Genomic DNA, 22,852 nt, shown 5'->3' with positions numbered 1-22,852 from the left:
GTCAGCCTAAAAACGCCGCATCCAGCGACAACGGCTGACTGACCCACGTCCTGTGGGCCTAAACTCAAAAAAATCTGGACGCAATTACGCCGAGGCGTAATTGATTCGCTCGTAATGAATGACTATTCATTTATTTTAACTCTTTTTCCTTCATTCGTCACGTCAAAGGTTGACAGTTTTTCAATACAGCACTATAATTTTGGATAATTCAAAATTTACAGGCAATGAAAAAGCCAAGTAGATTATTTTAAGGTTATAGAGAGTGCCGTCTTTGCTGAAATCGGCATAACCCGCTGGAATAATCGAACCTCCTTTTGAGCCGTTATGACAACATAACCGTACCCTTTGCGATAAAAAGGCTGAAGCTGCACACATTATGTGTGAATAAAGGTGGTACCGCGGAAATCAATGCATTTTCGTCCTTACTGATTGTAGGGATGGAGATGCTTTTTTTGTTTCTTTAACAAATTTCTTAATGCTTAAAAGAATCGGATTTAAAAATCGGAGGGATACAGTATGCAAAAAGTTATATTTATCGGCGCGGGTTCGATGGCAGAAGCGCTCATTCACGGTTGGATCAAAAAGAATGTCATCAACCCACATGCTCTGTTCATATCCAATCGGTCCAATAAAGAACGCCTAAATGATTTGGTGGAAAGTTACGATGTTAACCTATTGGAGGACCATACACAATTGCAGGACGCAGATCTCGTCATTTTGGCAATGAAACCGAAAGATGCCCGCGCTGCAATGGAAATCATTGCACCACATCTAGGTGCAGATACGGCCATTATATCGGTTCTCGCTGGCGTAACTATTGAAACAATTGAACAATACCTCGGCAGCCGTCCAATTGCCCGTGTGATGCCAAACACTTCCGCAACGATCGGCATGTCTGCATCCGGCATTGCTTTCAATCCGAATGTATCAGACGTGCAGCGTGCACTTTACATTCAAATGCTTGAAGCAATCGGCATTGTCATCGAAGTCGAAGAAGAAAAGCTTCATGCTGTTACAGCGCTTTCCGGAAGCGGTCCTGCCTATTTGTACTATTTGGTTGAAGCATTTGAACAGGCCGGTGCTGAGTTTGGGCTATCAAAGGAAGTTGTGCGGGAGCTGATGGTACAGACAATTGCAGGTTCTGCGGAAATGCTGAAATCCGGAAACGTGGAACCTTCAATATTGCGTAGAAAAGTAACAAGTCCAGGTGGAACGACAGAAGCTGGAATCAAAGCCCTTGAATCGATGTCCTTTAATGAAGCGATTGTGAACTGTGTCCGAAGTGCAGAAAACCGCTCAAGAGAACTGGCGCGCGGGGAATAAAAAAACACCCACTAGTTTAACTGGTGGGTTACTTTTCCTGGGAAATACTTCAATATCTCACCTTGACATATCGAGAATTCTAGATATATAATTACACGCATGGAACCTATTGATGTATTCAAAGCATTATCGAACGAAACAAGACTCAATATCCTAGAGTGGTTAAAGGAACCCGAGAAACATTTCCCAAAACAAGGCGCTCACCTACCGAAGGAGGTAAGTTACAAGGGTGGAGTATGTGTTGGTGATATTCAGGAAAAGGCCAAAATTTCTCAATCTACGGTTTCGAGCTACTTAAATATGATGCAAAAAGCTGGTTTACTTGAGTCGATTCGTCATGGACAATGGACGTACTACAGACGTAATGAAGACTTTATTCAACAGTTAGCTGAATACTTTAAAACAGATATCTAATAGGATTTCTGTTTTTTATCAATACTTATATCGATTTTTCTAGATATACAATTATACCGAAAAGAGGATTTCATCTATGCGCTTTATATTTTATATATTTGCTTTTTTAGCTGGAGCAGCACTTAGCTTTGAAGGCGCGATCTATGCTGAACTAGGAAAAACAATCGGACAAATAGAAACAAGCTTTTATAACTTCTTTATGGGCTCTATTATCATGGGTCTTTTGTGGCTCTTTTTTGGAAAAGGCAGGATTTCCTATGCTTTGGAGGCACCTAAATGGGCATTGCTTGGAGGGCTCTTAGGTGTTGTTTATTTAACTTCCATCGTTGTAAGTGTCCCATTCGTCGGAGTAGGCATAACAATGGTTGCTGTCATCATCGGGCAATTAGTGATGAGCATGACGATCGAACATTTTGGATGGTTAGGTAGTAAGAAAAATAAGATTAATAAAGAAAAACTCTTTGCAGTTATTTCAATGATCATCGCACTTATATTAATAAATTAGGAGGTATGGCCATGGGATTATTTATGATTCTATTCACATTGATTGGCGGTATCACATTAAGCGCACAATCATCTATCAATGGTACATTTAGTCGAAAAGCCGGAACAATTGAAACAACATTTTTAACCTTTCTCACTGGGACAATGTTTTTGACGATATTTATTTTATTTTTGGGTAGCGGGAATCTACTTGGAATTTTAGAGGCCCCAAAATGGCAATTAAGTGCGGCATTTTTAGGTACTATGTATTTACTTTTGACAGTTATGGCAGTACCACAAATTGGAGTTATCGCAACCAGTATTGCTGGTATAGCTGGGCAACTAGTATTCGGAGTGATTATTGATCATTTTGGGTGGTTTAATAGTTTAGTCATAGAATTAGATATAAAACGAATATTCGCCTTACTCTTTATGTTTATTTCCCTATATTTTATTTATAAAGGGAATAAACGCACTAACGATAATACTATTGTATAAGAGAGCGAAACCTTCTCTAGAAAATAGTTAAAGTAAATAACCAATTTGAGGCAATCTTCATTTTATGAGGATTGCCTTTATAATAAACAGTAACTATTTCTGAATTCGGATTAAAAAATACTGTATAACTTTTTAATTATAGTAACTAAAATAGCAAGAAGAAATACAATAAGGCTATTTATTAGTAAATAGCCGGCAAGATTTAACCCGTAGAATATAGCAAAGGCATCATTAATAAATAATGTTAATGCAATGCCTAGTCCGCCAAATGCACCTGCCAGAAGTAATATTATTAATGCAGCAGAGTACAGACTTTTCTCTTTTTTGAAGACTATAAATCCAATAACATTTGCAATAATGATTAAAAAGATCATTAGTATGATGAAAAAATTACCCATTAAACTCCCCTCCATATACATACTTTACCAGTTTAACTGAAAACTTGTTAAGAATTTCCCATAATGAAATCAATCTGAATTCCAGTGCTTCTCTAAGGCAAAATATTCTAAGCATTAAGTTTGATAAACTTCTATGAGGAATAGCAAGTTCAAAATACTAAGGATATAATAGCAGTAAAAAAGGAGATGATTACATTTGGATTACGAATTAGAGTTAACGAACATTATAAAATCAGATCAACTTATGATGTCGATTTTAAAAACCGTGCAAGAATTACAATTAAATGATTGCTGGGTCGCAGCGGGTGTTATTCGAAATAAAGTTTGGGATTACTTACATAATGTACAAACAGAAATAAATGATATTGATGTAATATATTTTGACGAGTTGAATAATTCAATAGAGTCTGAAAAAGCGTTAGAATCCGAGTTGCAAAAGAGTATGCCTCATCTGCCCTGGTCCGTAAAAAATCAAGCCAGAATGCATGTTAAAAACAGACTTTCTCCCTATTCATCATCATTTGAAAGTGTTGCTCATTTCCCTGAAACTCCAACTGCAGTAGCCGTTCGTTTAAATAACAATCAGATAGAAATCTTAGCTCCTTATGGCTTAAATGATTTATTTGAAGGACTAGTTAGACCTACGCCTCCATTTAATCAAGACTCCAAATTACATCCTATTTATTCAAATCGAGTACAAAGTAAAAATTGGGGTTCTATTTGGAGTACATTAAAAATTGATTCGGAATAAAAGTCAGCAAAGCTTCATTTGGCAGCCTTCAAAAAAAGAATCCGTAAGTAATCTGAACATACCCATAGCAAAAACAACTAAGTACATACAAGCGTCATAACGATACGAGCGCTATCCTTTTGATAGAATCGCGCCCGATGATCAATTTTATTTTTATTCTTTTCATGACGTTCACTATCTAAAAAACAAAAATATCACTAAAAAATTTGTCAATCATTTCTTGATATAATTCCATTCACCATCTCTCATATTAAGAAATGAGGAGATGATAACATTGTCAAATAAGAACAATAAAGAAAACAAGCAGGCAAGTAATGATCAATCGAAGCTAGGTACTCTTTACGAGATCGCGAAAGAATTTTCACCCATCCTTTCAACCGATGCTAAATCCAAAATCGAAGAAATTGCAAAAGAGTTCCTTCCTGCTGATCAAGCTAACCGAATGTCCAATGCATTTGCTTCAATGAAATCACAACCGAAAAGCCAGGAAGAAATTGCGAAAGAATTCCTCCCTGCAAATGATCAAACAAATCGAATGTCCAATGCGTTTGCTCCGATGAAATCACAACAGAAGAGCCTAGAAGAGATTGCAAAGGAATTCCTCCCTACTAAAGACAAAACATTTAAGCATGATAATGGTGCGAATTTTGATAAGTAGAATACCTAAGTCTTGATAAATTTATTAGCAAAGCCTGTGAGATTTTTTCACGGGCTTCTTCACTTTAGATTAAAAAAATTTTAATACTCAACCTTTTTTCAATAAAGATGGTATGGAACCCTTCTCTTCGGCTAAATGAATAATTGCTTAGAAAAAATGGCTACAAAAGCCGGCAAACAGATTATATCTAGAAAAGTAGGATTTCCCTCATAATAAACCTTGATTATTTCAAATTACTCTTTTTCCTCCTTTTTGTTCTCCTTTTCCTTGTCTTTCTTCTCCTTTTCCTTGTCTTTCTTCTCTTTATCCATCTCTTTCTTCTCTTTTTCTTTCTCTTTCTTCTCTTTATCCTTCTCTTTCTTCTCTTTTTCTTTCTCTTTCTTCTCCTTATCCTTATCTTTCTTCTCTTTTTCTTTTTCTTTCTCTTTCTCTTTCTCTTTCTTCTCCTTATCCTTCTTCTCTTTTTTCTCTATCTCTTTTTCTTTCTTCCTCTGCTCTTCCTCTTTCTTTTCCTGCTCTTTTAGCTGTTTGCCTAGTAGAGGTAAGTTAAATTCTTTTTGGTTAAATTCCGTCATAGATTCAGCCAAAACTGCTTTAAAAATCTTTGTTACAGTAGATCCGCCAGTTCCTAACAAATAATGATTTTCATCTGTTTGATCATATCCCATCCAAACTGCCCCAACAATTTCTGGCGTATATCCTACAAACCAATGATCCTTCGCGCCCCTTGAATTCGCAAAAGGAAGTTCGGTCGTGCCCGTTTTACCGGCTACTTCCCATCCTTCCACTTGAGCATTCTTTGCTGAACCTTCTTCAACAACGCCCTTAAGCATATAAGTTATTTCTTGAGCGACTAGGGGCTTCGTAACGCTCGTCTCATTATGATGCCACTTAGCAATGACCTCGCCATCTGCATCTTCAATTTTTTGTATAGAGTGTGCTTCTACCATTACACCATCATTAGGAAATGTGGAATATGCCTGAGCCATAGATAAAGGAGATATGCCTTCACTCATACCACCAAGTGCTAAACCTAAATTATGATCGTCTTCTTTTAGTTTAATACCAAAACGCTCAACAGCATTTATACCGTATTTCAGTCCCATTTTATTTAATAACCATACCGGTGGGATGTTGTATGAATTCACTAATGCTTCATACATCGTTACTTCACCATGGAATCGTTTGTCATAGTTCATAGGTTGATACCCGTCAATATTAATAGGTGAATCTTGTAACTTATCATAGATTTCGTATCCTTGCTCCAGAGCAGGGGTATATGCCGCCAATGGTTTCATAGTTGAAGCGGGTTGACGTTTTAATTGAGTAGCTCGATTAAATCCTCTAAAAGTATGTTCCCCTCTTCCTCCAATAAGTGCGCTGATTCCTCCTGTTGATGGATTGATGAAGATCGCTCCACTTTGGATTAACTGGTCAGATTGCTCTTCGGGGAACATTGCATTATCGTTATATACCTGTTCAACTGCATTTTGTATTGCAAGATTCAGTTCTGTATAAATATGAAGTCCACCCGAAAGAACCTCATTTTCTGTAAGCCCGTATTGTTCGATCGCTTCCTCAATAATATGGTCGACATAATAAGGATATTTCCCCTTATACTTATCAATCTTTTTGCCCTCTACTATGATAGGTTGTTCTTTCGCTATTTTCGCATCGTTTTGAGTAATGTAACCTTCCTTTTCCATTAATGCTAGAACAAGGTCTCTCCGTTCAACTGATTTATTCATGTCTTTTAATGGTGACAAAATCGAAGGCGCTTTAATCAATCCCGCAAGTATAGCCGACTCACCTAATGTTAATTCACTGACATCTTTGCCGAAGTACGTTTGGGAAGCACGCTGTATGCCCCAGGCTCCTTCACCAAAATAGATCTGATTTAAGTAGCGTTCCATAATTTCGTCTTTATCATATGTTTGTTCAATTTTTTTCGTCAAAATCAGTTCTTTTAACTTTCTCGTATATGTACGTTCTTGTGTTAGAAAGACATTTTTAGCTAACTGCTGTGTAATCGTACTTCCTCCCGCCACAATTTCTCCTCTCATCGTGTTTTGAGTCATCGCACGTACAATTCCTATAACATTAATTCCATTATGCTTGTAAAACTTCTGGTCTTCTGTTGCAATCACAGCGTGAATAAGATGTTCCGGAATCTGTTCTATATTGACTCCATCTATTTTGGAGCCTGTCACCTTACTGGCTACCTCTCCGTTTTGATCATAAATAATAGTTGGTTGTGGCGTAGGTTCTTCTAGTTTACTGACATCGCTTGTCCAAATAAAAATATTAAGTATGAGGAAACAGCACAATAAAAATATTGAAGCTCCTACTATAACTTTCATCATTATTTTTTTATCTTTAACCTTACGCCATATCCGCCCGGTTAATTTTTGTTGCTGTCTTCTTTCCACTCTTTTCACGTTTCGTTCCACCTTTTAATCTTACAATTCAGTTTCTGCATAAAGGATATTGTTAGTTAGGATATATGCATAGTCAATAGGATTTTGTTAAACCGCTACTTTGTCCTCTACTAAAACCATTGCATTCATGCTATTTCTCCTACATAATATGGCTCTTAAAAGAGAAAAGGGCGCTAATTCTTGTTTCAGAATCACGCCCAATTAATTAAAATGCTTATTAAAATAAAGCATTCATGAATATTTTTTTATCATTAAATAATAAGCAACTATCAAGTTCCTAAATCAACCTTTTTTCCTTTTGGTTTAATTCTACCAATTATGTACCCTATAATGATTCCCATTAAAAACATGAACAACCTTTCCCCTGAAAAGTCATCCGTAAAATATCCCCATATTAGCCAACCTGCAATAGTCCCTATTATTAAACCAAGTATATTTTTCACTCTCTACCTCCTAAATTTATAGATTAAATATTGTTTATTTAGAAATTACAAGTTTTCAAGAAATTCTTAATTACTGGATAATCTGGTGGGCTGATACGTACAGGTAAATCAGTTAAATCAAAAAATCGAATATCAATTGCTTCTGTTTCATCAAATTTAATTGAACCTTCATAGTTATTACAGATAAATGCGGTCACGACGTTATAAACCTCATCACCATGAGGATATTTGTAATAAAATTCTTTACCTGAAAATGTTCTGAATAATTGTAACTGAGTTGGGATTAATCCGGTTTCCTCTTCCATTTCCCTCACTGCAACTTCTTCCAAGCTTTCACCTAATTCCATGGCACCACCAGGAAGTCCCCAGCTTTTATTATCTTTTCTTTGTTGTAAAAGTAGTTGTGCTTTCTCATTCAATATTAAAACGCAAGCTCCCACCATAATTATGGGATCAGTACCAATCTTCTTTCGTAAATCCATAATATATCCCAGTGTAATCACCTTCTAATAGTATTTTGTAGCGCTAATCCTTAATAATAGAATCGCGTTCGATTGCAGAAAATCACTTTTCCTTGGTTTGGAAAATAGTTTTGGGTTTTTATATGTATCTACTTAGAATACAATTCTGTAAAAAATAATTGGAACTCACGAATATTATTTTTAACACTAGCCCTAGAATAAAAGTGGAAATTATAGTTATCTTTCTCCCAATGTACCCTCCAACTTTTATATTTGGTATTTTGGCGACACATTATAATATTATTAACAGGTATATTTATAACAGACCCATTCACTCTCTTAATATTCCAGCTCTGCCTTGTTCCAATTTTATGACCTGTAAACTGAGGAAGCGGATCTGATAATTCTTTAGGGGCAATCCACAGCCAAAATCCGTTTGTAAAATCTTCTTGAGAACGATATAAAAAATGATATTCTGACCCGGCTTCATTTTCTTTAAAACCTATTGAGTCCAAAAAAAATTCATTATATCTTTTAGGGATTTTAATTTTTAGGCTCTCTTCAATTCGTCTTTTTTCGTTAGCCTCATCCCAAGTTACACGAGAAACTTCGTCATCTGTATCCCATTTCGATTTGTTATAACGAGCTGTGTAACTACTGGAAGTATAAGACTGTTCACCTATTGTGCAAATGGAATCGCTATCAACTGCTTTTAAACTTTGTAATATCATTAAAATTTCCTTTTCATCAAAAGTTCCCGCTATTACAGAGAGTTCAATATTAGTGAACCATCTACAAAAACTAGCAGCTTGATTACCTTTGTAATCAATACCAATAAAACCGACAATACCTTCTATTTCAAAAGACTTTCCTTGTTGTATTAAATTCGTATCTGCTGTAATTACAGGTATCGCCCAATCATAGAAAAATTGTTTAATTCGGAGGACTTTTCCTTTACTATGTATTTCAAAGCGAATGGAAGAACGTTGCTTATTTGTTTCTTTTTTTAACGTAATATTTTTAAGGATATACGAGTCAGGTAATGAAGGCATTAATATTACGAAATTTGTATATTTTTGAGCTTCTTGTACATCATCAATTAATAGTTCATTGATCACTTAAAAATCCCCTTATTCATTTTTACATAAAAAAACGGATAATAACCATGCTTTATCCTTTGAAAATTTTAAAAACTGCAGTATATATTCCCCTTAAGAATCGATAATCTAAATTTGTTATTTCGATAAACTTTCTCTCCCTCTCTTACATTATTTAACATCTATTTGATTTATTTCATCTCTTAACTTCTTTATTTCTTCTGACTGTTCCAGAATATTATTGTTCATTCTTCGTATTAAATCATAAATAGCAAAAAGGCCAACGAAAATTAAAATCGCGAATAGTGTACCCATTAGTTACTTTCCTTCTTTTTCTGACATTTTTATATTCATTTTATTTGCATAGGGTTATTTGCACAAGATTTCCCCCCTAAATAAAACAAGCGCAGATCCTTATTATAGAATCGCGCCACTTAATAAAGTACTTATTTCAAAAATATAAGGTGCTTCTAAATAAATCGATACTTACTTGAGAATTGGGAAATAGCCAAAATAACTGTTGCTCCAACGACCAAGTACCAAATTATATTAAAAGGAATAACAAACATTAGTAATCCAAACAAAACAGCTACTGAAGCGCTAATTATCATTGATTGTGCACTAGTAATTTTATTTTGTAAGAAAAGATAAATTGCTAACGGTAATGCTAAAGTAAAAATTGGAATGTAGATTGTAATAAATGAAATTTCAAATAAAAATAGTGACAGCACTGCTATTACAAAACCTAAAGATGTCGTAAAGGTTCTCCCTAAATTTTTTCCCCCTGAAATAGAAACACATAACATAACAGTTAACACAGCAAATAGTCCGGAAATAGAAACAAATGTATAATCCATCAATAGAGCCACTATGGAAAGACAAAGTAAAGAAATACATGGGAGCAGCAAGATTATGGGCTGTTGCTCTTTTTCTATATTCATTACATTAGTTAACCCTACTAGGAATAATAAAGAAAATGGAATTGCCAAGAAACCTAATTCAATTTGATTAATATAAGTAACCTCAAGATCGCCAAACAATATAATGAGTAATGATGCGCCAATTTGACCTACTATCAACCAAATGCTTGATAATTTAAATTTTTGAGTAAGCTTCGTTGTCATTATGACTAGAAACAAGCCTATTAATAGTGTGAAATATAACAAATTTCTCCTCCTTGTTATGCGACTTAACTTTTTATGTTCATTCAAGTCTCACTCAAAACAATACCATAAAAATCCAATTATTTGAATACCACTTTCACTTGAAGTAAGCTCTATATGCACTGATGAAAGCTTCAGGTGAGGATTTCACGATATACGTATATACACCTTGCAGCGTATGTAAATAAAGTATCCCACCTTGTTTTGCAATTTCCCGGTAAGAAAAATCCATTACAATCTTAATTGGAAATTCTCGATGCTGGGTAACGACTTTATCATTGTATAAGTAAATGACCCGGTCATGCTCTATTTCAAACTGTTCAGTACCTGTCACAGTTCTTTCTACCTTAATATAAGGATGTTGCGCTATTAAATTCATGTGAACCTCCTAATGCAAAGACTTAGGATTATATTAGCACAAACAGATTATCTATTTGGTAAAATGGAAACACCTTCAGCTGAAAAGGCGGAATTCTTCTTCATGAATTCCGCCCGCTTGTTGGATTTAAAATTTCTCCACACCAAAATATTCAGTTAAAGGTTGCTGTCTCCCATTTTCATGCCATTCTATATAGTTGCTAAGGACCTTCATTACGTTGCCTTCATAGCGACATTCTACTAAATAATGAACTGCAGCAGCGCTTCTCCAATAATTCAGCATAATTGAAGCTAAGGATGTTTGATTATAACTACCTGCTCCAAAATCATCTAATGAAAAGCTTCCATACTTTGGCTTAAATAGGTTAATCAATAAGTTTTCATTTTTTCTTAATTCTTTATATCGATGTTCCGGTAATGTCATTCTTTGAGATAGATATTCACACATTCCTTCTTCAAACCAAATACTATTATTTCGCTCTTCTTCAAACTCATCAGGAAAGAGTTCAATATGATGTGTTAGTTCATGTGCTAATATACAAAAAACATCATCGATCGTCAGTGAATGGAAATAATTTTTTATGTACTGAATTTCATCACTATTCTCCAGTTCCTCATCATCCAATTGGGAAAGGTAAAATGCCTTCCATTCGCTAACACTTGGCGACATATAGATTGTTTCCCGATTCGTATAGGCAGGCACAGGAACTTGTGAAAATACGGTAGTGGCATTCTTACTACTTGTCCACACGATTGATTTAGGTAACTCTTTGAGCTCATATTGGTTAATTAACAATTCTTTATACGTCTTCAATTTTTTATTTAATAAATCGATTTCGTCTTTATAATTTTCATAATCCGGAATACTTTCGAAAGCATAAATTTGTTTCATCATTTCCTATCTCTCACCTTTCTTGATCAGCCTTATTTTTACGATGTAACTCTGAAAGATCTTTAAAATAGTATAATGAATAGTCATCACTAATATCGACTTCATAAAAGTAATAGGTTTCTGTAACTATATCTTTAACTTCTATTTCAAACAACCCCATTCCTCTTCGGTAATTATTTTCTACCAAAATGATATTTTCCCGATCAATCTCATAGTTAGTTTCCATGTAGTCTCCCACATAATTAAATACAACCGCACTTCGAGATTTAATATTAAAATAATTGAAAGCAACAAAAACAACCACTATACAAAATAGTAGATTAAAGAGAAATATTTTTTTCAAGTGCCTTCCCTCCGAAGTATAGAACATGCCTTCATGAAGTCATGTTTTATAAATTCACAAATATATTTTATAGAATATAAATGGAAAGAAAAAATAGAATTGACATTATTGGGAAGATGATAATCGTGATTAAGGCTTTCTTTTTTGTATTTTGAATGACACGTTCAGTTATTTCAGGTTCTTCTTTGTATATTCCTCTTCGTCCCCATAACAAGCTTTCTTTAGGGTTTAAATAAGTCCAAATGGTCACCCCATAAAGTAAAGCCCATGACAATATAACAAATACCACCTTAATCACCGTCCCAACTTGTATAATAACTAATATACGATTGAAATTATCATTAGTTTCAAAATTTTTACAACACCCTGGAATTAAATTCTCTAATTCAAAAAACACTCAGTTCAAAAAATAACTGAGTGCTTTGGCATGTGATTTATTAATTTTTCCCCTTAAGCAAACTGGAACCATTTACAAAGTTCCATTCTTAATCCGCTTCACAATACTGAATGTCGTATAGAGTGAAATCGGCCCTAATACCGCGGCAATGATCAGCCACGTCGTTAAGCTGTCTGTCGCCTTCAGCATTTCCAAGTTTGTTCGTATGTACACAACGACCCCAAATAACAGAATATAGCTCATGACATTTGGAAAAATAACTAGCAATCGTAATACTTTCGGTGAAATTGTCGGTTGCTGCATCATTCATCCCCCTTTTCTCCATTATAGCGGAATATTTCTGTAATTGAACAAAATTCTCTTAAAAAGTAAAGAAGCATATAGTAAACATTCACCCCGTTTACTATACACCTCGATTAAATTAATCTATTCAATTTCCAGCAATTCGTTTTTCCGCCACTCGTATTGGCTGAAATCATTTGCTAAGTAACTGTTTTCGAAGATCGCTTTTGCTTCTTCCAAAAACGGAATTAGATCATGCTTCAAAAAACGGGCGCTTATATGATTCAACAGCAAATGTCTCGCTTGTGCCTCTTTCGCGATTTTTGCTGCTTCTGTATTGGTCGCATGTCCGTACTTGCCCGCCAGTTCAATTGTGGAATGGTCAAAGGTTGCTTCGTGTACGACAACATCCGCATTTTGCGCTAAACGGATACTGTTTTCGCAATACTTTGTATCCCCTAAAATTGCAACAGTGAACCCTTGCTGTGGTGGTGACGTCACATCACCGCTTTCTACAAGAGTTCCATCTTCCAATTGTACTGAGTGACCTGCTTTTAATTGGCCTAATAACGGACCTTTCGGCACACCTAATGCCAGAGCCTTGTCGATCAGCAGCTCACCCTGCATCGGCTTTTGTTCAATCCGGTAGCCGAAACATGGGACAACATGCTGAAGCGGCAGTGCACGTACCGAAAACTTCTCATCTTCAAATACGATTCCATCTTTTACTTCGACAAATTCTATCGGATACGTTAAATGGGTTTTCGATAATTGTAATGTTTGCTCAATCCATTGTTGTAACCCGGCCGGCCCGTAAATTGTAAGCACGTCCTCCCCACCTAAAAAGGATCGGGAACTCAAAAAACCGGGCAGCCCGAAAATATGGTCACCGTGTAAATGAGTAATAAAGATTTTATCGATTCTGCGCGGTTTAATCGTTGTATGCAAAATTTGATGCTGGGTCGCTTCCCCGCAGTCAAACAGCCAAATAGAGCCCTGTTCTTCCAACAGTTTGAATGCAATCGAACTCGTATTGCGTTCTTTTGACGGCATCCCTGCACCAGTGCCTAAAAATTGGATTTGCATGTCATTTCCTCCTAACACGAGTTTAGTTTGCCTCATGTAGAAGCTTTTTACTATCGTTGTCTTTATTATAGGTCGCAAATAAGTTTATGCAAAGAAAAAATGAGGCGACAATAGAAATGACCATTTGGAATGATAAAATTCCCTACTTCATCACTTGAATAACGGAAAAATTAAGGTCGGCTTTGCTTATTCCTTATTAAAACCTGCTCCTTGGCTAAACTGACTATTCAACTTATCCTTCCCCACCAGTAAACATATATTAATGAAACAAACGATTGGAGTTGAAAAAATGAGCCTAATTTTATGGATGACGGTGTTATCCGGGACCTTAATTGCTGTCTTCGCGGATAATAAAAAATGTAAAAAGAAAAACACTTAACTAGAAGGAACCCTTTCCTGAAACCGGAAAGGGCCTTTTGAACAATCTTTAATTAAAATGTGCGCTCATACCAAGCCTTCGCTTTTTGTACTTCATTCATCGTCAGTTGGTGACCGTTCGATTCCCATTCCAATGTCACGTTCGCTCCTGCATCCGTTAAGTAACGCTCCAGATCAATCGCTTCTTGCTGCGGGCAAATCGGGTCATTCACTCCTGCCGCGATAAATACATGGGTGCCGTCTTGTTTTGCAACAGTTGCTTCATGATTCGGAACCATTGGATGATGCAGAATCGCACCTTTTAATGCATTTTCATATTCAAATAGCAGGTTTGCTGCGATATTGGCACCATTTGAATAACCGATCGCAATGATGTTTTGACGGTCAAAGCCATACTCACTTGCTTTCTCGCCGATAAATTCATACAGTTCCTTTGTACGGAAAGCCAAATCTTCCATATCAAAAACGCCTTCTGCTAAACGTCGGAAAAATCGTGGCATCCCGTGTTCTAAAATATTTCCTCGTACACTTAAAACCGATGCTTCCGGATCAATGATTTCTGCCAGTGCAAGCAGGCTATTTTCATCTCCGCCAGTACCGTGCAGCAGTAAAAATACAGGCTTGTCTTCTTTACCTTTATTAAAAATATAGTTCATCGGACATTCTCCATTCTCGTTTTGATAGTCGTATTATTCGTATTCTTTTTCGATAGTTTTTGTTGAGCGTACTGTATCAATCGGACGCACAACACTTTCAATATAGTCGCGTTTGCTCTCAAGGAATGGCGGCAATGATAGGATTTCCCCTACTGTTTCATATGGCTCATCGCCCATGAATCCTGGTCCATCTGTTGCCCATTCAAATAAAATCCCCGGTGCTACACGTGCATAAAGCGATTCAAAGAAGAAACGGTCCACATAGCCTGAAGTACCGAATCCGAAGCTTTCAAGACGCCCGATCCATTCACGCAACACGGCTGTATCTTCTACACGGAACGCTGCATGGTGAACTGTACCGAAACCTTGACGGCCAGGCTGTAATACTGTATTGTGCTCGACAATTACAGATGCTCCGTTGCCGCCTTCTCCTACTTCAAATAAGTGCAGTGAATCTTCTTTAGCTGTTTCACGCATTACTAATACCTTCTCAAGAACTTCTTTGAAATAATCAAAGTTCGAAACGCGTACATGAATCGGACCTAAGCCTGTAATCGCAAACTCTAATGGAATCGGACCATTTTGCCATGGTGTCCCTGATGCGATCCCTTCATTGTTTTCATCTGAAATGAGCATATATTGCTGGTCATCGAAATCGATGAATGATAATGTTTGCTTGCCGAACAATGGTTTGATGCCTTCATGCTGTATTTTCAGACGGTCAAAACGTTTTTCCCAATAATCCAGTGCCGCATCATTTGGTACACGGAAAGCTGTTTTGTAGATTTCATCCGTCCCGTGACGTCCTTTCGGGATTCTCGGAAAATCAAAGAATGTCATATCTGTTCCTGCAGACCCTTTATCATCCGCGAAAAACAGGTGGTATGTTTGAATATCATCCTGGTTGACTGTTTTTTTCACTAGACGCATTCCTAATACATATGTGAAAAATTCATAGTTTTTTTCTGCACTGCTTGTAATCGCTGTTACGTGGTGAATTCCTTTAATATGGTTCATCTGTATAGCCTCCATTTTCTCGATATCGAGATATTAGTTTAAGAAAAATGCACCGAACCCGATGCTTGTAATCAATTTATAATTTGTTCGCATGGTGTCCCACACGCTTTAAATAGTCTGTTAAGTTTTGCAGCTCTTCATCCGATAACACATCAAAAATCGATGCAATCTTTTCTTCATGTGATGGGAAAATCGATTCAATCATCCGTTTTCCTTCATCCGTTAATGAAACAAATGTAACACGGCGATCTGTCGGACAGGCAACACGTGCAACGAGATTTTTCTTCTCCAGTTTATCGACGACATACGTAATGCTGCTGCTTGCGATCAATACTTTTTTACCGATGATTTGGATAGGCTGATCTCCTTTATGATAAAGCAATTCCATTACGGCAAATTCCGTTAAATTCAAATTATGCTGCTGGATATCTTTTTTCGTTGCTTCTTGAACGGAAGTTTGAGCCCGATGCAAAACAGTAAATGCTTTTAATTGTTTGTCATATTTACTCATAAAGTACCCTCCTCTCTGTTATCACGAATTCATTTATCTTTAATTCGAGATAAATATATCATGTATAAAATGCAGTGTCAAACAAAAAACGTTCCAATCCAGTTCTACACTGAATCGAAACGTTTCTTCTATTCACATATTAAAACTTGGCGTTCGAATTTTCCTTTTTTCAATATGGCTCTATCGATAATTGTTAAACCGGCTTCATGAATTTTATCGTCCATCGATTCGATTGTCACAATGATAACCCGTTTTGCGATCCGACGGGCATTTGTAATGATGCTTTGCTGCAGCTCACCCGTAATATGCGTAAATAAATTGTACGGCATATCAATAATTGCCACATCATAGCCTTCACTTGCCTCTTCAATCGGACCGATCTCCACGTTCGGTTCATAGCCGAAGTGACGAAGATTAATCCGGGAACCCCACACAACACGTTTATTAATGTCGCGCCCTTCAATTGCAATGCCCATACTCATCGCTTCCACAAGTACCGTACCGATGCCACAGCAAGGATCGATAACTTTTAATTCGTCCGGAAACGGTACCGCAATATTGACAATCGCACGGGCATCCCGTGTACTCAGTGCCGTAGAGTACATTTCAGGCTTTTGCATATGCTTCAGCCAAACCGCTTCACCGTATGTAAGCTCGCCTAAATAATAACGCTCCTCGTGAATAAAAAGACCCAATACTACGTCCGGCTTTACAAGTTCCGGTTCGGCATTGATTGCTGAGCTAAGGCGAATCATATAGTCGTTTCGAATCGCTCGGTTAAGTTTTGGCTTAATCGCATCATCACTATTATTTAAACAGTGAATTTTGAACGTCTTTTGTCCAAGCTCCAGCTGTGCCGCCATTTCTACCAGCTGCTCTATTGAACTCGCTTCATGGAAAACGGCTAACCTTGAACGCATATACGGACTACGACTCGGCTCTATTATTTCTTGACTAATTAAAACATTTCCCTCCACTTGAAAGTTAAAAAATGTGCGCATTTCCAAACGTGAAAGTTCATATTCATCTCGCTGCCAAGTAAAGCTATATAAGTATTTTTGCGTCATTTATTTCTCGACTGTCGATAATAATTGCGCAACAAATTGATAAAGCATTTCACAAACTTCTGTAATCGTCATCTTCTCATGGAAACCTTCAATGCAGTCGAACGCAATGTTCAGTTCCCAAAGCCCTTCTTGACCGGAGAACGCTGCACTGCTGCTTCCTAATGCAGATTTCACATTGTCTTTCAAATATTGACGAATTACTTCACCATGTTTCTTTTGCAGTTTTAAGCCGAATAATGCCGTATACAGATTAAATGCATCATCAAATTCAAGTGCTACCGCATCGATGCGAATATCGTTGAATTGTGCACATTCTACATAAATAAATTCACCTTGATTGTCCTTTAAATAGTGGATCGGTGTTGATGCAAATGCATTACTTTCCGCTGTAATTGTATCTTCTGTTTCTTTACTGCAACGTTCTAATACTTCTAAATGTAATTGTACCATGATTATAATTCCTTTCGATTCCATATTCGCCCATTAAAAAATCACCTAGTCCAGTATACATGACTATTGTTTAAAGCGCATTAGAAAGAAATTTCTTTCAAAAAGGAAAACTGTGTATTTATGAATGATGCATTTTTTCCTTATGCTGTACCTTCACGAAAGACGCACCAGATTTCATAAATGTATAAAGAACAACGATACAGAAACTAAACAATAATGTTCCTGTAAATATAAAGCCGGATGTTCCTACTAAATCAAGTGCACCTAATAGTGAAGACCCTGCGACTACTCCAATAGAGAAAAACGCATAAAAATAGCCGTACGCTTTCCCGCGAGTCTGTTCAGTCGTTGCTTCAATTAATATGGAATTAATAGAAGGGAATAAAAACGCAAATCCAATCCCGTAAAGTGCCAGTATTGCATATAGCCATGACATTTCCGTTGTCAGACCGATGCCGATCTGAGCAAGTCCGAGTAATAGCACTCCGAAGAACAATGTCACTTGCGGATTCAAATAATCGAAAATCTTGTTCGTCGGTAATATAAAAATCAGGACAGCTACAATTCCGAATACACTTAGTAATGTACCGGATACTCGCGAACCATACCCTAAACCTTGAACGTAAATCGGCAATAAATACGCGAGAACACCTTGTGAAAACATAAGGAAAAATGCGCCGCCATATGCTTTTAAAATACCGCTGTTCCAATTGAACTTTTCGGTTGCCTGCTGTTTTCTCCGTTTTGGTAACGGTGATTTGCGTAAAAACAGGAACAGGCCGACCAATAAGACAATGCCGGACAGTGCAACGATTCCAAGTACATTCGGCACTGAAATTTTGCTTGCCAGAATACCGCTTGAAGCCGGACCGAAAATCGCCGCAATACCGACAAACGAACCTGTAACCGCGCTGCCGCTTCCCTGTTCGTTGGATGCACGCATATTCGCAAGCAATGTAAAGGCCGCCGGAGTAATAAATCCGCTACTAAACCCGTGAATACAGCGGACGATTAAAAGGGCCGTCGCATTATCGACAAGTTGGTAGCATAATAGCGAGATTGCAGACGTCAACAAGCCGAATACTAATATACGAAATGCCCCAATTTTATCAGTGAAAATTCCGGAAAAGATATTGCCGAATGTATTCATAAATGAATAAAGGCCAACGACAATCCCCGCGATAAATGTTGTCGCGCCGACCGACAATGCATATGTACTCATAATCGGCAGCTGGACAAACAGATCGAAAAACGAGAAGAAAATGATGGCATAAACGAGCCAATGTTTCGGAAATGGCTTTGTATGTAATGATGGCTGCATTTTTTTCAGTTGATGGTCGAATAGAAAATTGCCAAATGGAATAAATGCGACCAGCACGCTTAACAATGACCAGCCTATATGCCATTGAATGCGCAGGTGCACGATGACAATTGCGAGAAAATAAGCTATAAAAATACCGCCATGTATGCTGCCATTTACCGTCACAAATTGCGGTAAATCCGCTAAATACTTAAGCGGCATGGAAATAAGTAATAATGTAATGAGCGAAATCCCGTCGAGTAAGCCCATTATTCGTAAAAATCGGATAGGATGTATACGCATAGTGTCCTCCTGAAGCATAATATCAATCCTATTATAGCATGGGTCTTTCGTAGTCACCTAACTAAATGAAAATTATTCTCACAATACAATATACGAGTTTGGTGAAAATTAAAAATCGCAAGCTGTATTAGAGATTCCTCTTTAATACAACTTGCGATTAATTCGTATGATCCTCCAGAAAGTCCTTGCTGAAACTTGTTTTCGAGGCGTAGCTTTTTGATTTTACCCGGACACCGCGTTTAATGGCTCCTTTTCCGAACTTTTTCTCAATTGTATCGACAAGTTCCAAAATCGGTTCATCTTTAATATGCTGTTCAAAATTAAACAGACTGAGCTGCTGAGTCAATTCGGATTGATCGACAACATTGGAAACGGTAATACCGATCAGTCGGACAGGAGTTTCATCCCAGTTTTCGGTAAACAGTTTCCACGCGATTTCAAATATTTCATCTGCCTGATTAACAGCGTTCCGCAATGTTTTACTGCGCGAAGCATTTTGCCAGTCGAAATTGCGTATTTGAATCGTCACCGTTGTCCCCGCCAAATATTTTACTTTCAGACGTTCGGATACACTTCTGCTCAGCTTTTCAAACGTTTCTTTCAAAATATAATATTCGGTCTCATCCCTTGGAAGTGTCGTCGAATTCCCGACGCTTTTCGTATCAAATATAGCGTTAGGATCAACAGGCCGCGAATCAATGCCGTTTGCACGTTTGATAAGTCTAGCCCCGTTTTTCCCTAAACTCCTTATTAACAGCCGTTCATCCGCTTGCGCCAAATCACCGATTGTAAAAATATTGATCGTATTTAACTTCTTCGCTGTTTTCTCCCCAACCCCGTGCATTGTCACGACTTCCTGGGGCCATAAAAGCTCCGGCAGCTCTCGAATTCTCAGAATCGTAATTCCAAGCGGTTTTTTCATGTTGGAAGCAGTTTTGGCGAGGAACTTATTAGGGGCAATGCCAATCGAGCATGGTAAATCAAGCTCATGTAAAATACGCTGCTGAATTTCCTCGGCTAGCTGGAGCGGATGCTGTGATTTGGAGCGTTCCGTTACATCCAAATAGCCTTCATCAATTGATACTGGTTCCACTAAATCAGTATAGCTTCGTAATATGGAGAAGATTGCCGCACTAGCTGCCCGGTATTTTGGGAAATCAGGAGGCAGTAACAGCAGTTCCGGACATTTTCGCTTTGCTTCCCCAACATTCATCGTCGTATAAATCCCTTTTGCACGGGCTTCATAAGAGCTTGTTACAATAATGCCGCGGCGTTCCTTTGCATTACCGGCAACAGCAATCGGTTTTCCTTTTAAACTCGGATCATGAGCCTGTTCCACAGATGCATAAAAACTGTTCATATCTAAATGAAAAATAATTCTTGCCGCCATTTTCCCCACCTCCATTACTGAGCAGATTTTTATGAATACTATTTTACTACATTATTAATGTGATGGGGGAACGCTGAATCCAATAAATAAGGGGAAAATTCCAGGAATTCATCAATTTAAATTTATACGTGCAAAAATAGCCGGAACTTTTATCGTTATCTTCGCCAAAAATGCCGCTTCTATTAAATAGCGACATAAAATTCCCGATATTTACTTCCAACATACCTTACACAAAACAACAGAAACAAAAAAATTCCCCATTTCCTAAATCTTTATCGATAAAGGAATGAGGAATTTCATAAAATATATTTTTTCGCTATATTTAATTGTTTCAAAAAATTTTTCCGTGTTAAGCCGTTACATCACGTTTCATAAAGTAACCGAACGTAATCGCCAGGAAGACAATCGCATACACAATATTGACAACTAACGAGAACGTAAACGTTAATCCTTCAATCATCGGCATACTTCCCGGTGCATAATAAGATAAATCATTCGCAAACCAAATGTATTTCGCAAAATCATATTGGGCGATAAACATTGTTGCCGTTGAACCCATCAACAAGATGAACAGCGATAAACTTACCGCTAACGTACTTGAACCAAAAATTGTACCGATCATGAATGCAAATATAATTGTCATAATTGTAGAACCGAGCGAGTAAAGTGTCTTTTCGATAAATGAATTCTCTACCGTTTCCTGTACGACTTGCCCATCTACAATCGATAACGCAATTGCACTGTCCGTACCGAATAATGCCATACCGACAATTAATGCGACAACGATTCCAGCTGCAAATAGAACAACGCCATATAGAATCGACGCAACGAGTTTAGAAAGTAAAATTTTCCATCTTGCAACAGGTCGTGTAAGCAGCATTTTAATCGTACCAGTACCAAATTCAGAAGATACAATACCTGCCGCAATAACAACAGTAAAAATACCCGTCACCATAATTGTCAATGACAATGATAAATCCATATGTTCCGTAAATGTCATTGCATTTGATGGTGGTAAATCATTGGCGATACGATATTCGATCATCGCAATTTCTTCCTTGTAATATTGCTCGTCTTCCGGCATTAAATCTTCTGAAGCAAGCATTTCTTTCGGTTGTGCCAATAATTCTTCATTTGCTGCTAAGCGTGCTTCCTTTGTACTTGAATCCACATCATAATATTTGTTCATTCCTGCAACAAATACGATTAACACAATTAATAGTCCGCACATGATCCATGCATTTTTTTGCGACCACATTTTTATCCATTCATTTTTAACGAATTGCATCGATTGCACCTCCACCTGTCATCTCGATAAATTGATCTTCAAGACGTTTTTGAATCGGCTGGATCGTATAAAGATCAATGCCCGATTCAACTAATTTACGAATAAGTGCAGGCACTTCTTCTTTTGTCAGATTTACTACATAGCCGCCATTCTCTTTAGTTAACGGCTCTTCGAACATCGCCTGAAGCTGATCCGGTTGACCGACTTCAATGTAATATTGTGCTGCCGCGACATGTTGCAGTTCACGAATATCAATCAGCTCACCATTTTGAATAATCGCGATGCGGTCTACCATTAACTCGATTTCAGATAAAAGGTGACTCGATACAACGATTGCTACATTATCTTCTACGGCAATTTTGCGTAAATACATACGGAATTCACGAATACCGGCAGGGTCTAGACCATTTGTCGGCTCATCCAAAATTAAAAACTTTGGACGATGCAGCATCGCCTGTGCCAGTCCAAGGCGTTGACGCATGCCTAACGAATACGTTTTAACTTTTTCATGTATACGATTTTGCAGACCGACTTGAGCAACAACTTCATCAATACGCTGTTTCGTTACTCCTTTATGCATACGGGCAAAGTGCTGCAAGTTTTTATACCCTGACATATATTTATACATTTCTGGGTTTTCAACGATTACACCGATATTACTGATTGCCTCTTCATAATTTGTCGACAGTTTTTTTCCATCGATGATTACTTCTCCTTTTGACGGATACATTAACCCCGTCATCATACGGATCGTCGTCGTTTTACCAGCCCCATTTGGCCCTAAGAATCCCGTGATTTGACCTGGATAAAAGTCTAAATTCAGGTCTTTAATAATGTGTTTGCCTTTAATCGTTTTGTTCAAATTTTTAATTTCCACAATTGGCTGTGACAATTGTCCACACCTGCTTTCTGCTATTTCTTCTATTACAAGCATTTTTGCGTACCTGGTTGCTATATGTAATGGCATGAATGTCTTCACATGTAATA

At 37.3% G+C, this 22,852-nt stretch carries 28 protein-coding genes and 1 other annotated feature; of the genes, 6 read left to right on the top strand and 22 right to left on the bottom strand.

Going from position 1 to position 22,852, the window contains the following annotated elements:
• Positions 1 to 215 precede the first annotated feature (215 nt).
• Positions 216 to 427: a binding site (T-box leader), on the top strand.
• Between the two features lie 89 nt (positions 428 to 516).
• The 4 genes from proC (at position 517) to AC0VXV_RS08490 (ending at position 2,718) form a co-directional block, all read left to right on the top strand.
• A complete protein-coding gene (gene proC, locus AC0VXV_RS08505; protein WP_475531155.1) occupies positions 517 to 1,323 on the top strand; it encodes a pyrroline-5-carboxylate reductase in 807 nt (268 codons plus the stop codon).
• Positions 1,324 to 1,422: 99 nt separating this feature from the next.
• Positions 1,423 to 1,737, top strand: coding sequence for an ArsR/SmtB family transcription factor (locus tag AC0VXV_RS08500; RefSeq protein ID WP_079526460.1), 315 nt, complete (start codon positions 1,423 to 1,425; stop codon positions 1,735 to 1,737).
• A 76-nt stretch (positions 1,738 to 1,813) separates the two neighbouring features.
• Positions 1,814 to 2,242, top strand: a complete 429-nt coding sequence (locus AC0VXV_RS08495; protein ID WP_475531154.1) for a DMT family transporter — start codon at positions 1,814 to 1,816, stop codon at positions 2,240 to 2,242.
• 11 nt (positions 2,243 to 2,253) lie between these two features.
• The gene (locus AC0VXV_RS08490; protein WP_475531153.1) at positions 2,254 to 2,718 is read left to right on the top strand and encodes a DMT family transporter; all 465 of its coding nucleotides are present in this window, start codon (positions 2,254 to 2,256) and stop codon (positions 2,716 to 2,718) included.
• A 110-nt stretch (positions 2,719 to 2,828) separates the two neighbouring features.
• Here AC0VXV_RS08490 and AC0VXV_RS08485 read toward each other — a convergent pair whose 3' ends face one another.
• Positions 2,829 to 3,116 (bottom strand): 3-isopropylmalate dehydrogenase, encoded by a 288-nt coding sequence (locus AC0VXV_RS08485; RefSeq protein ID WP_475531152.1) that lies wholly within the window; start codon positions 3,114 to 3,116, stop codon positions 2,829 to 2,831.
• A 196-nt stretch (positions 3,117 to 3,312) separates the two neighbouring features.
• On the opposite strand from AC0VXV_RS08485, the gene AC0VXV_RS08480 reads away from it, so the two are divergent.
• Together AC0VXV_RS08480 and AC0VXV_RS08475 are read left to right on the top strand one after the other, a co-directional pair.
• The gene (locus AC0VXV_RS08480) at positions 3,313 to 3,867 is read left to right on the top strand and encodes a nucleotidyltransferase family protein (RefSeq protein ID WP_475531151.1); all 555 of its coding nucleotides are present in this window, start codon (positions 3,313 to 3,315) and stop codon (positions 3,865 to 3,867) included.
• A 265-nt stretch (positions 3,868 to 4,132) separates the two neighbouring features.
• A complete protein-coding gene (locus AC0VXV_RS08475) occupies positions 4,133 to 4,525 on the top strand; it encodes a cohesin (protein WP_475531150.1) in 393 nt (130 codons plus the stop codon).
• 233 nt (positions 4,526 to 4,758) lie between these two features.
• On the opposite strand, the gene AC0VXV_RS08470 is transcribed toward AC0VXV_RS08475, so the two are convergent.
• From AC0VXV_RS08470 to AC0VXV_RS08370, 21 genes are all read right to left on the bottom strand, one after another.
• Positions 4,759 to 6,963, bottom strand: coding sequence for a transglycosylase domain-containing protein (locus tag AC0VXV_RS08470; protein WP_475531149.1), 2,205 nt, complete (start codon positions 6,961 to 6,963; stop codon positions 4,759 to 4,761).
• A gap of 269 nt (positions 6,964 to 7,232) precedes the next feature.
• Entirely contained in the window at positions 7,233 to 7,406 is a 174-nt protein-coding gene (locus AC0VXV_RS08465) for a tRNA U-34 5-methylaminomethyl-2-thiouridine biosynthesis protein (RefSeq protein ID WP_475531148.1), read from the bottom strand.
• A gap of 38 nt (positions 7,407 to 7,444) precedes the next feature.
• The gene (locus AC0VXV_RS08460; RefSeq protein ID WP_475531425.1) at positions 7,445 to 7,900 is read right to left on the bottom strand and encodes an NUDIX hydrolase; all 456 of its coding nucleotides are present in this window, start codon (positions 7,898 to 7,900) and stop codon (positions 7,445 to 7,447) included.
• Between the two features lie 116 nt (positions 7,901 to 8,016).
• Positions 8,017 to 8,985 carry a hypothetical protein gene (locus AC0VXV_RS08455; RefSeq protein ID WP_475531147.1) on the bottom strand — a complete coding sequence of 323 codons (969 nt, stop codon included), beginning with the start codon at positions 8,983 to 8,985 and terminating at the stop codon, positions 8,017 to 8,019.
• Between the two features lie 150 nt (positions 8,986 to 9,135).
• Positions 9,136 to 9,279, bottom strand: a complete 144-nt coding sequence (locus tag AC0VXV_RS08450; protein ID WP_475531146.1) for a hypothetical protein — start codon at positions 9,277 to 9,279, stop codon at positions 9,136 to 9,138.
• Between the two features lie 155 nt (positions 9,280 to 9,434).
• A complete protein-coding gene (locus tag AC0VXV_RS08445; protein WP_475531145.1) occupies positions 9,435 to 10,130 on the bottom strand; it encodes an MraY family glycosyltransferase in 696 nt (231 codons plus the stop codon).
• 94 nt (positions 10,131 to 10,224) lie between these two features.
• Positions 10,225 to 10,506 (bottom strand): hypothetical protein, encoded by a 282-nt coding sequence (locus AC0VXV_RS08440; protein ID WP_475531144.1) that lies wholly within the window; start codon positions 10,504 to 10,506, stop codon positions 10,225 to 10,227.
• Between the two features lie 126 nt (positions 10,507 to 10,632).
• Positions 10,633 to 11,400: a hypothetical protein gene (locus AC0VXV_RS08435; RefSeq protein ID WP_475531143.1), complete on the bottom strand. Its 768-nt coding sequence runs from the start codon at positions 11,398 to 11,400 to the stop codon at positions 10,633 to 10,635.
• 10 nt (positions 11,401 to 11,410) lie between these two features.
• Positions 11,411 to 11,740, bottom strand: a complete 330-nt coding sequence (locus AC0VXV_RS08430) for a histidine kinase (protein ID WP_475531142.1) — start codon at positions 11,738 to 11,740, stop codon at positions 11,411 to 11,413.
• Positions 11,741 to 11,807: 67 nt separating this feature from the next.
• Positions 11,808 to 12,014: a hypothetical protein gene (locus AC0VXV_RS08425; RefSeq protein WP_475531141.1), complete on the bottom strand. Its 207-nt coding sequence runs from the start codon at positions 12,012 to 12,014 to the stop codon at positions 11,808 to 11,810.
• Positions 12,015 to 12,209: 195 nt separating this feature from the next.
• Entirely contained in the window at positions 12,210 to 12,443 is a 234-nt protein-coding gene (locus tag AC0VXV_RS08420) for an acyl-phosphate glycerol 3-phosphate acyltransferase (RefSeq protein WP_413078143.1), read from the bottom strand.
• A 120-nt stretch (positions 12,444 to 12,563) separates the two neighbouring features.
• Entirely contained in the window at positions 12,564 to 13,505 is a 942-nt protein-coding gene (gene rnz, locus AC0VXV_RS08415; protein WP_475531140.1) for a ribonuclease Z, read from the bottom strand.
• A 431-nt stretch (positions 13,506 to 13,936) separates the two neighbouring features.
• A complete protein-coding gene (locus AC0VXV_RS08410; protein WP_475531139.1) occupies positions 13,937 to 14,539 on the bottom strand; it encodes an alpha/beta hydrolase in 603 nt (200 codons plus the stop codon).
• Between the two features lie 33 nt (positions 14,540 to 14,572).
• Positions 14,573 to 15,556, bottom strand: a complete 984-nt coding sequence (locus AC0VXV_RS08405; RefSeq protein ID WP_475531138.1) for a ring-cleaving dioxygenase — start codon at positions 15,554 to 15,556, stop codon at positions 14,573 to 14,575.
• Between the two features lie 76 nt (positions 15,557 to 15,632).
• On the bottom strand, positions 15,633 to 16,067 hold the full coding sequence (locus tag AC0VXV_RS08400; protein ID WP_475531137.1) for a MarR family winged helix-turn-helix transcriptional regulator: 435 nt from the start codon (positions 16,065 to 16,067) through the stop codon (positions 15,633 to 15,635).
• A gap of 128 nt (positions 16,068 to 16,195) precedes the next feature.
• A complete protein-coding gene (locus AC0VXV_RS08395; protein WP_475531136.1) occupies positions 16,196 to 17,134 on the bottom strand; it encodes a TRM11 family SAM-dependent methyltransferase in 939 nt (312 codons plus the stop codon).
• Positions 17,135 to 17,584 (bottom strand): protoporphyrinogen oxidase, encoded by a 450-nt coding sequence (locus AC0VXV_RS08390; protein ID WP_413078139.1) that lies wholly within the window; start codon positions 17,582 to 17,584, stop codon positions 17,135 to 17,137. It abuts the gene before it with no gap.
• Between the two features lie 118 nt (positions 17,585 to 17,702).
• Positions 17,703 to 19,187, bottom strand: coding sequence for an MFS transporter (locus AC0VXV_RS08385; RefSeq protein ID WP_475531135.1), 1,485 nt, complete (start codon positions 19,185 to 19,187; stop codon positions 17,703 to 17,705).
• A 157-nt stretch (positions 19,188 to 19,344) separates the two neighbouring features.
• Entirely contained in the window at positions 19,345 to 20,577 is a 1,233-nt protein-coding gene (locus AC0VXV_RS08380; RefSeq protein WP_475531134.1) for a DNA polymerase IV, read from the bottom strand.
• Positions 20,578 to 20,926: 349 nt separating this feature from the next.
• Positions 20,927 to 21,865 carry an ABC transporter permease gene (locus tag AC0VXV_RS08375; protein WP_475531133.1) on the bottom strand — a complete coding sequence of 313 codons (939 nt, stop codon included), beginning with the start codon at positions 21,863 to 21,865 and terminating at the stop codon, positions 20,927 to 20,929.
• Positions 21,852 to 22,757, bottom strand: a complete 906-nt coding sequence (locus AC0VXV_RS08370; RefSeq protein WP_475531132.1) for an ABC transporter ATP-binding protein — start codon at positions 22,755 to 22,757, stop codon at positions 21,852 to 21,854. The genes AC0VXV_RS08375 and AC0VXV_RS08370 overlap by 14 nt, the downstream gene beginning before the upstream one ends.
• Positions 22,758 to 22,852 lie beyond the last annotated feature (95 nt).

It is taken from the genome of Solibacillus sp. iso_87, assembly GCF_056173085.1.
Note: the sequence above shows the minus strand (reverse complement) of the source record. Positions and strands in the feature narration are given on the sequence as shown.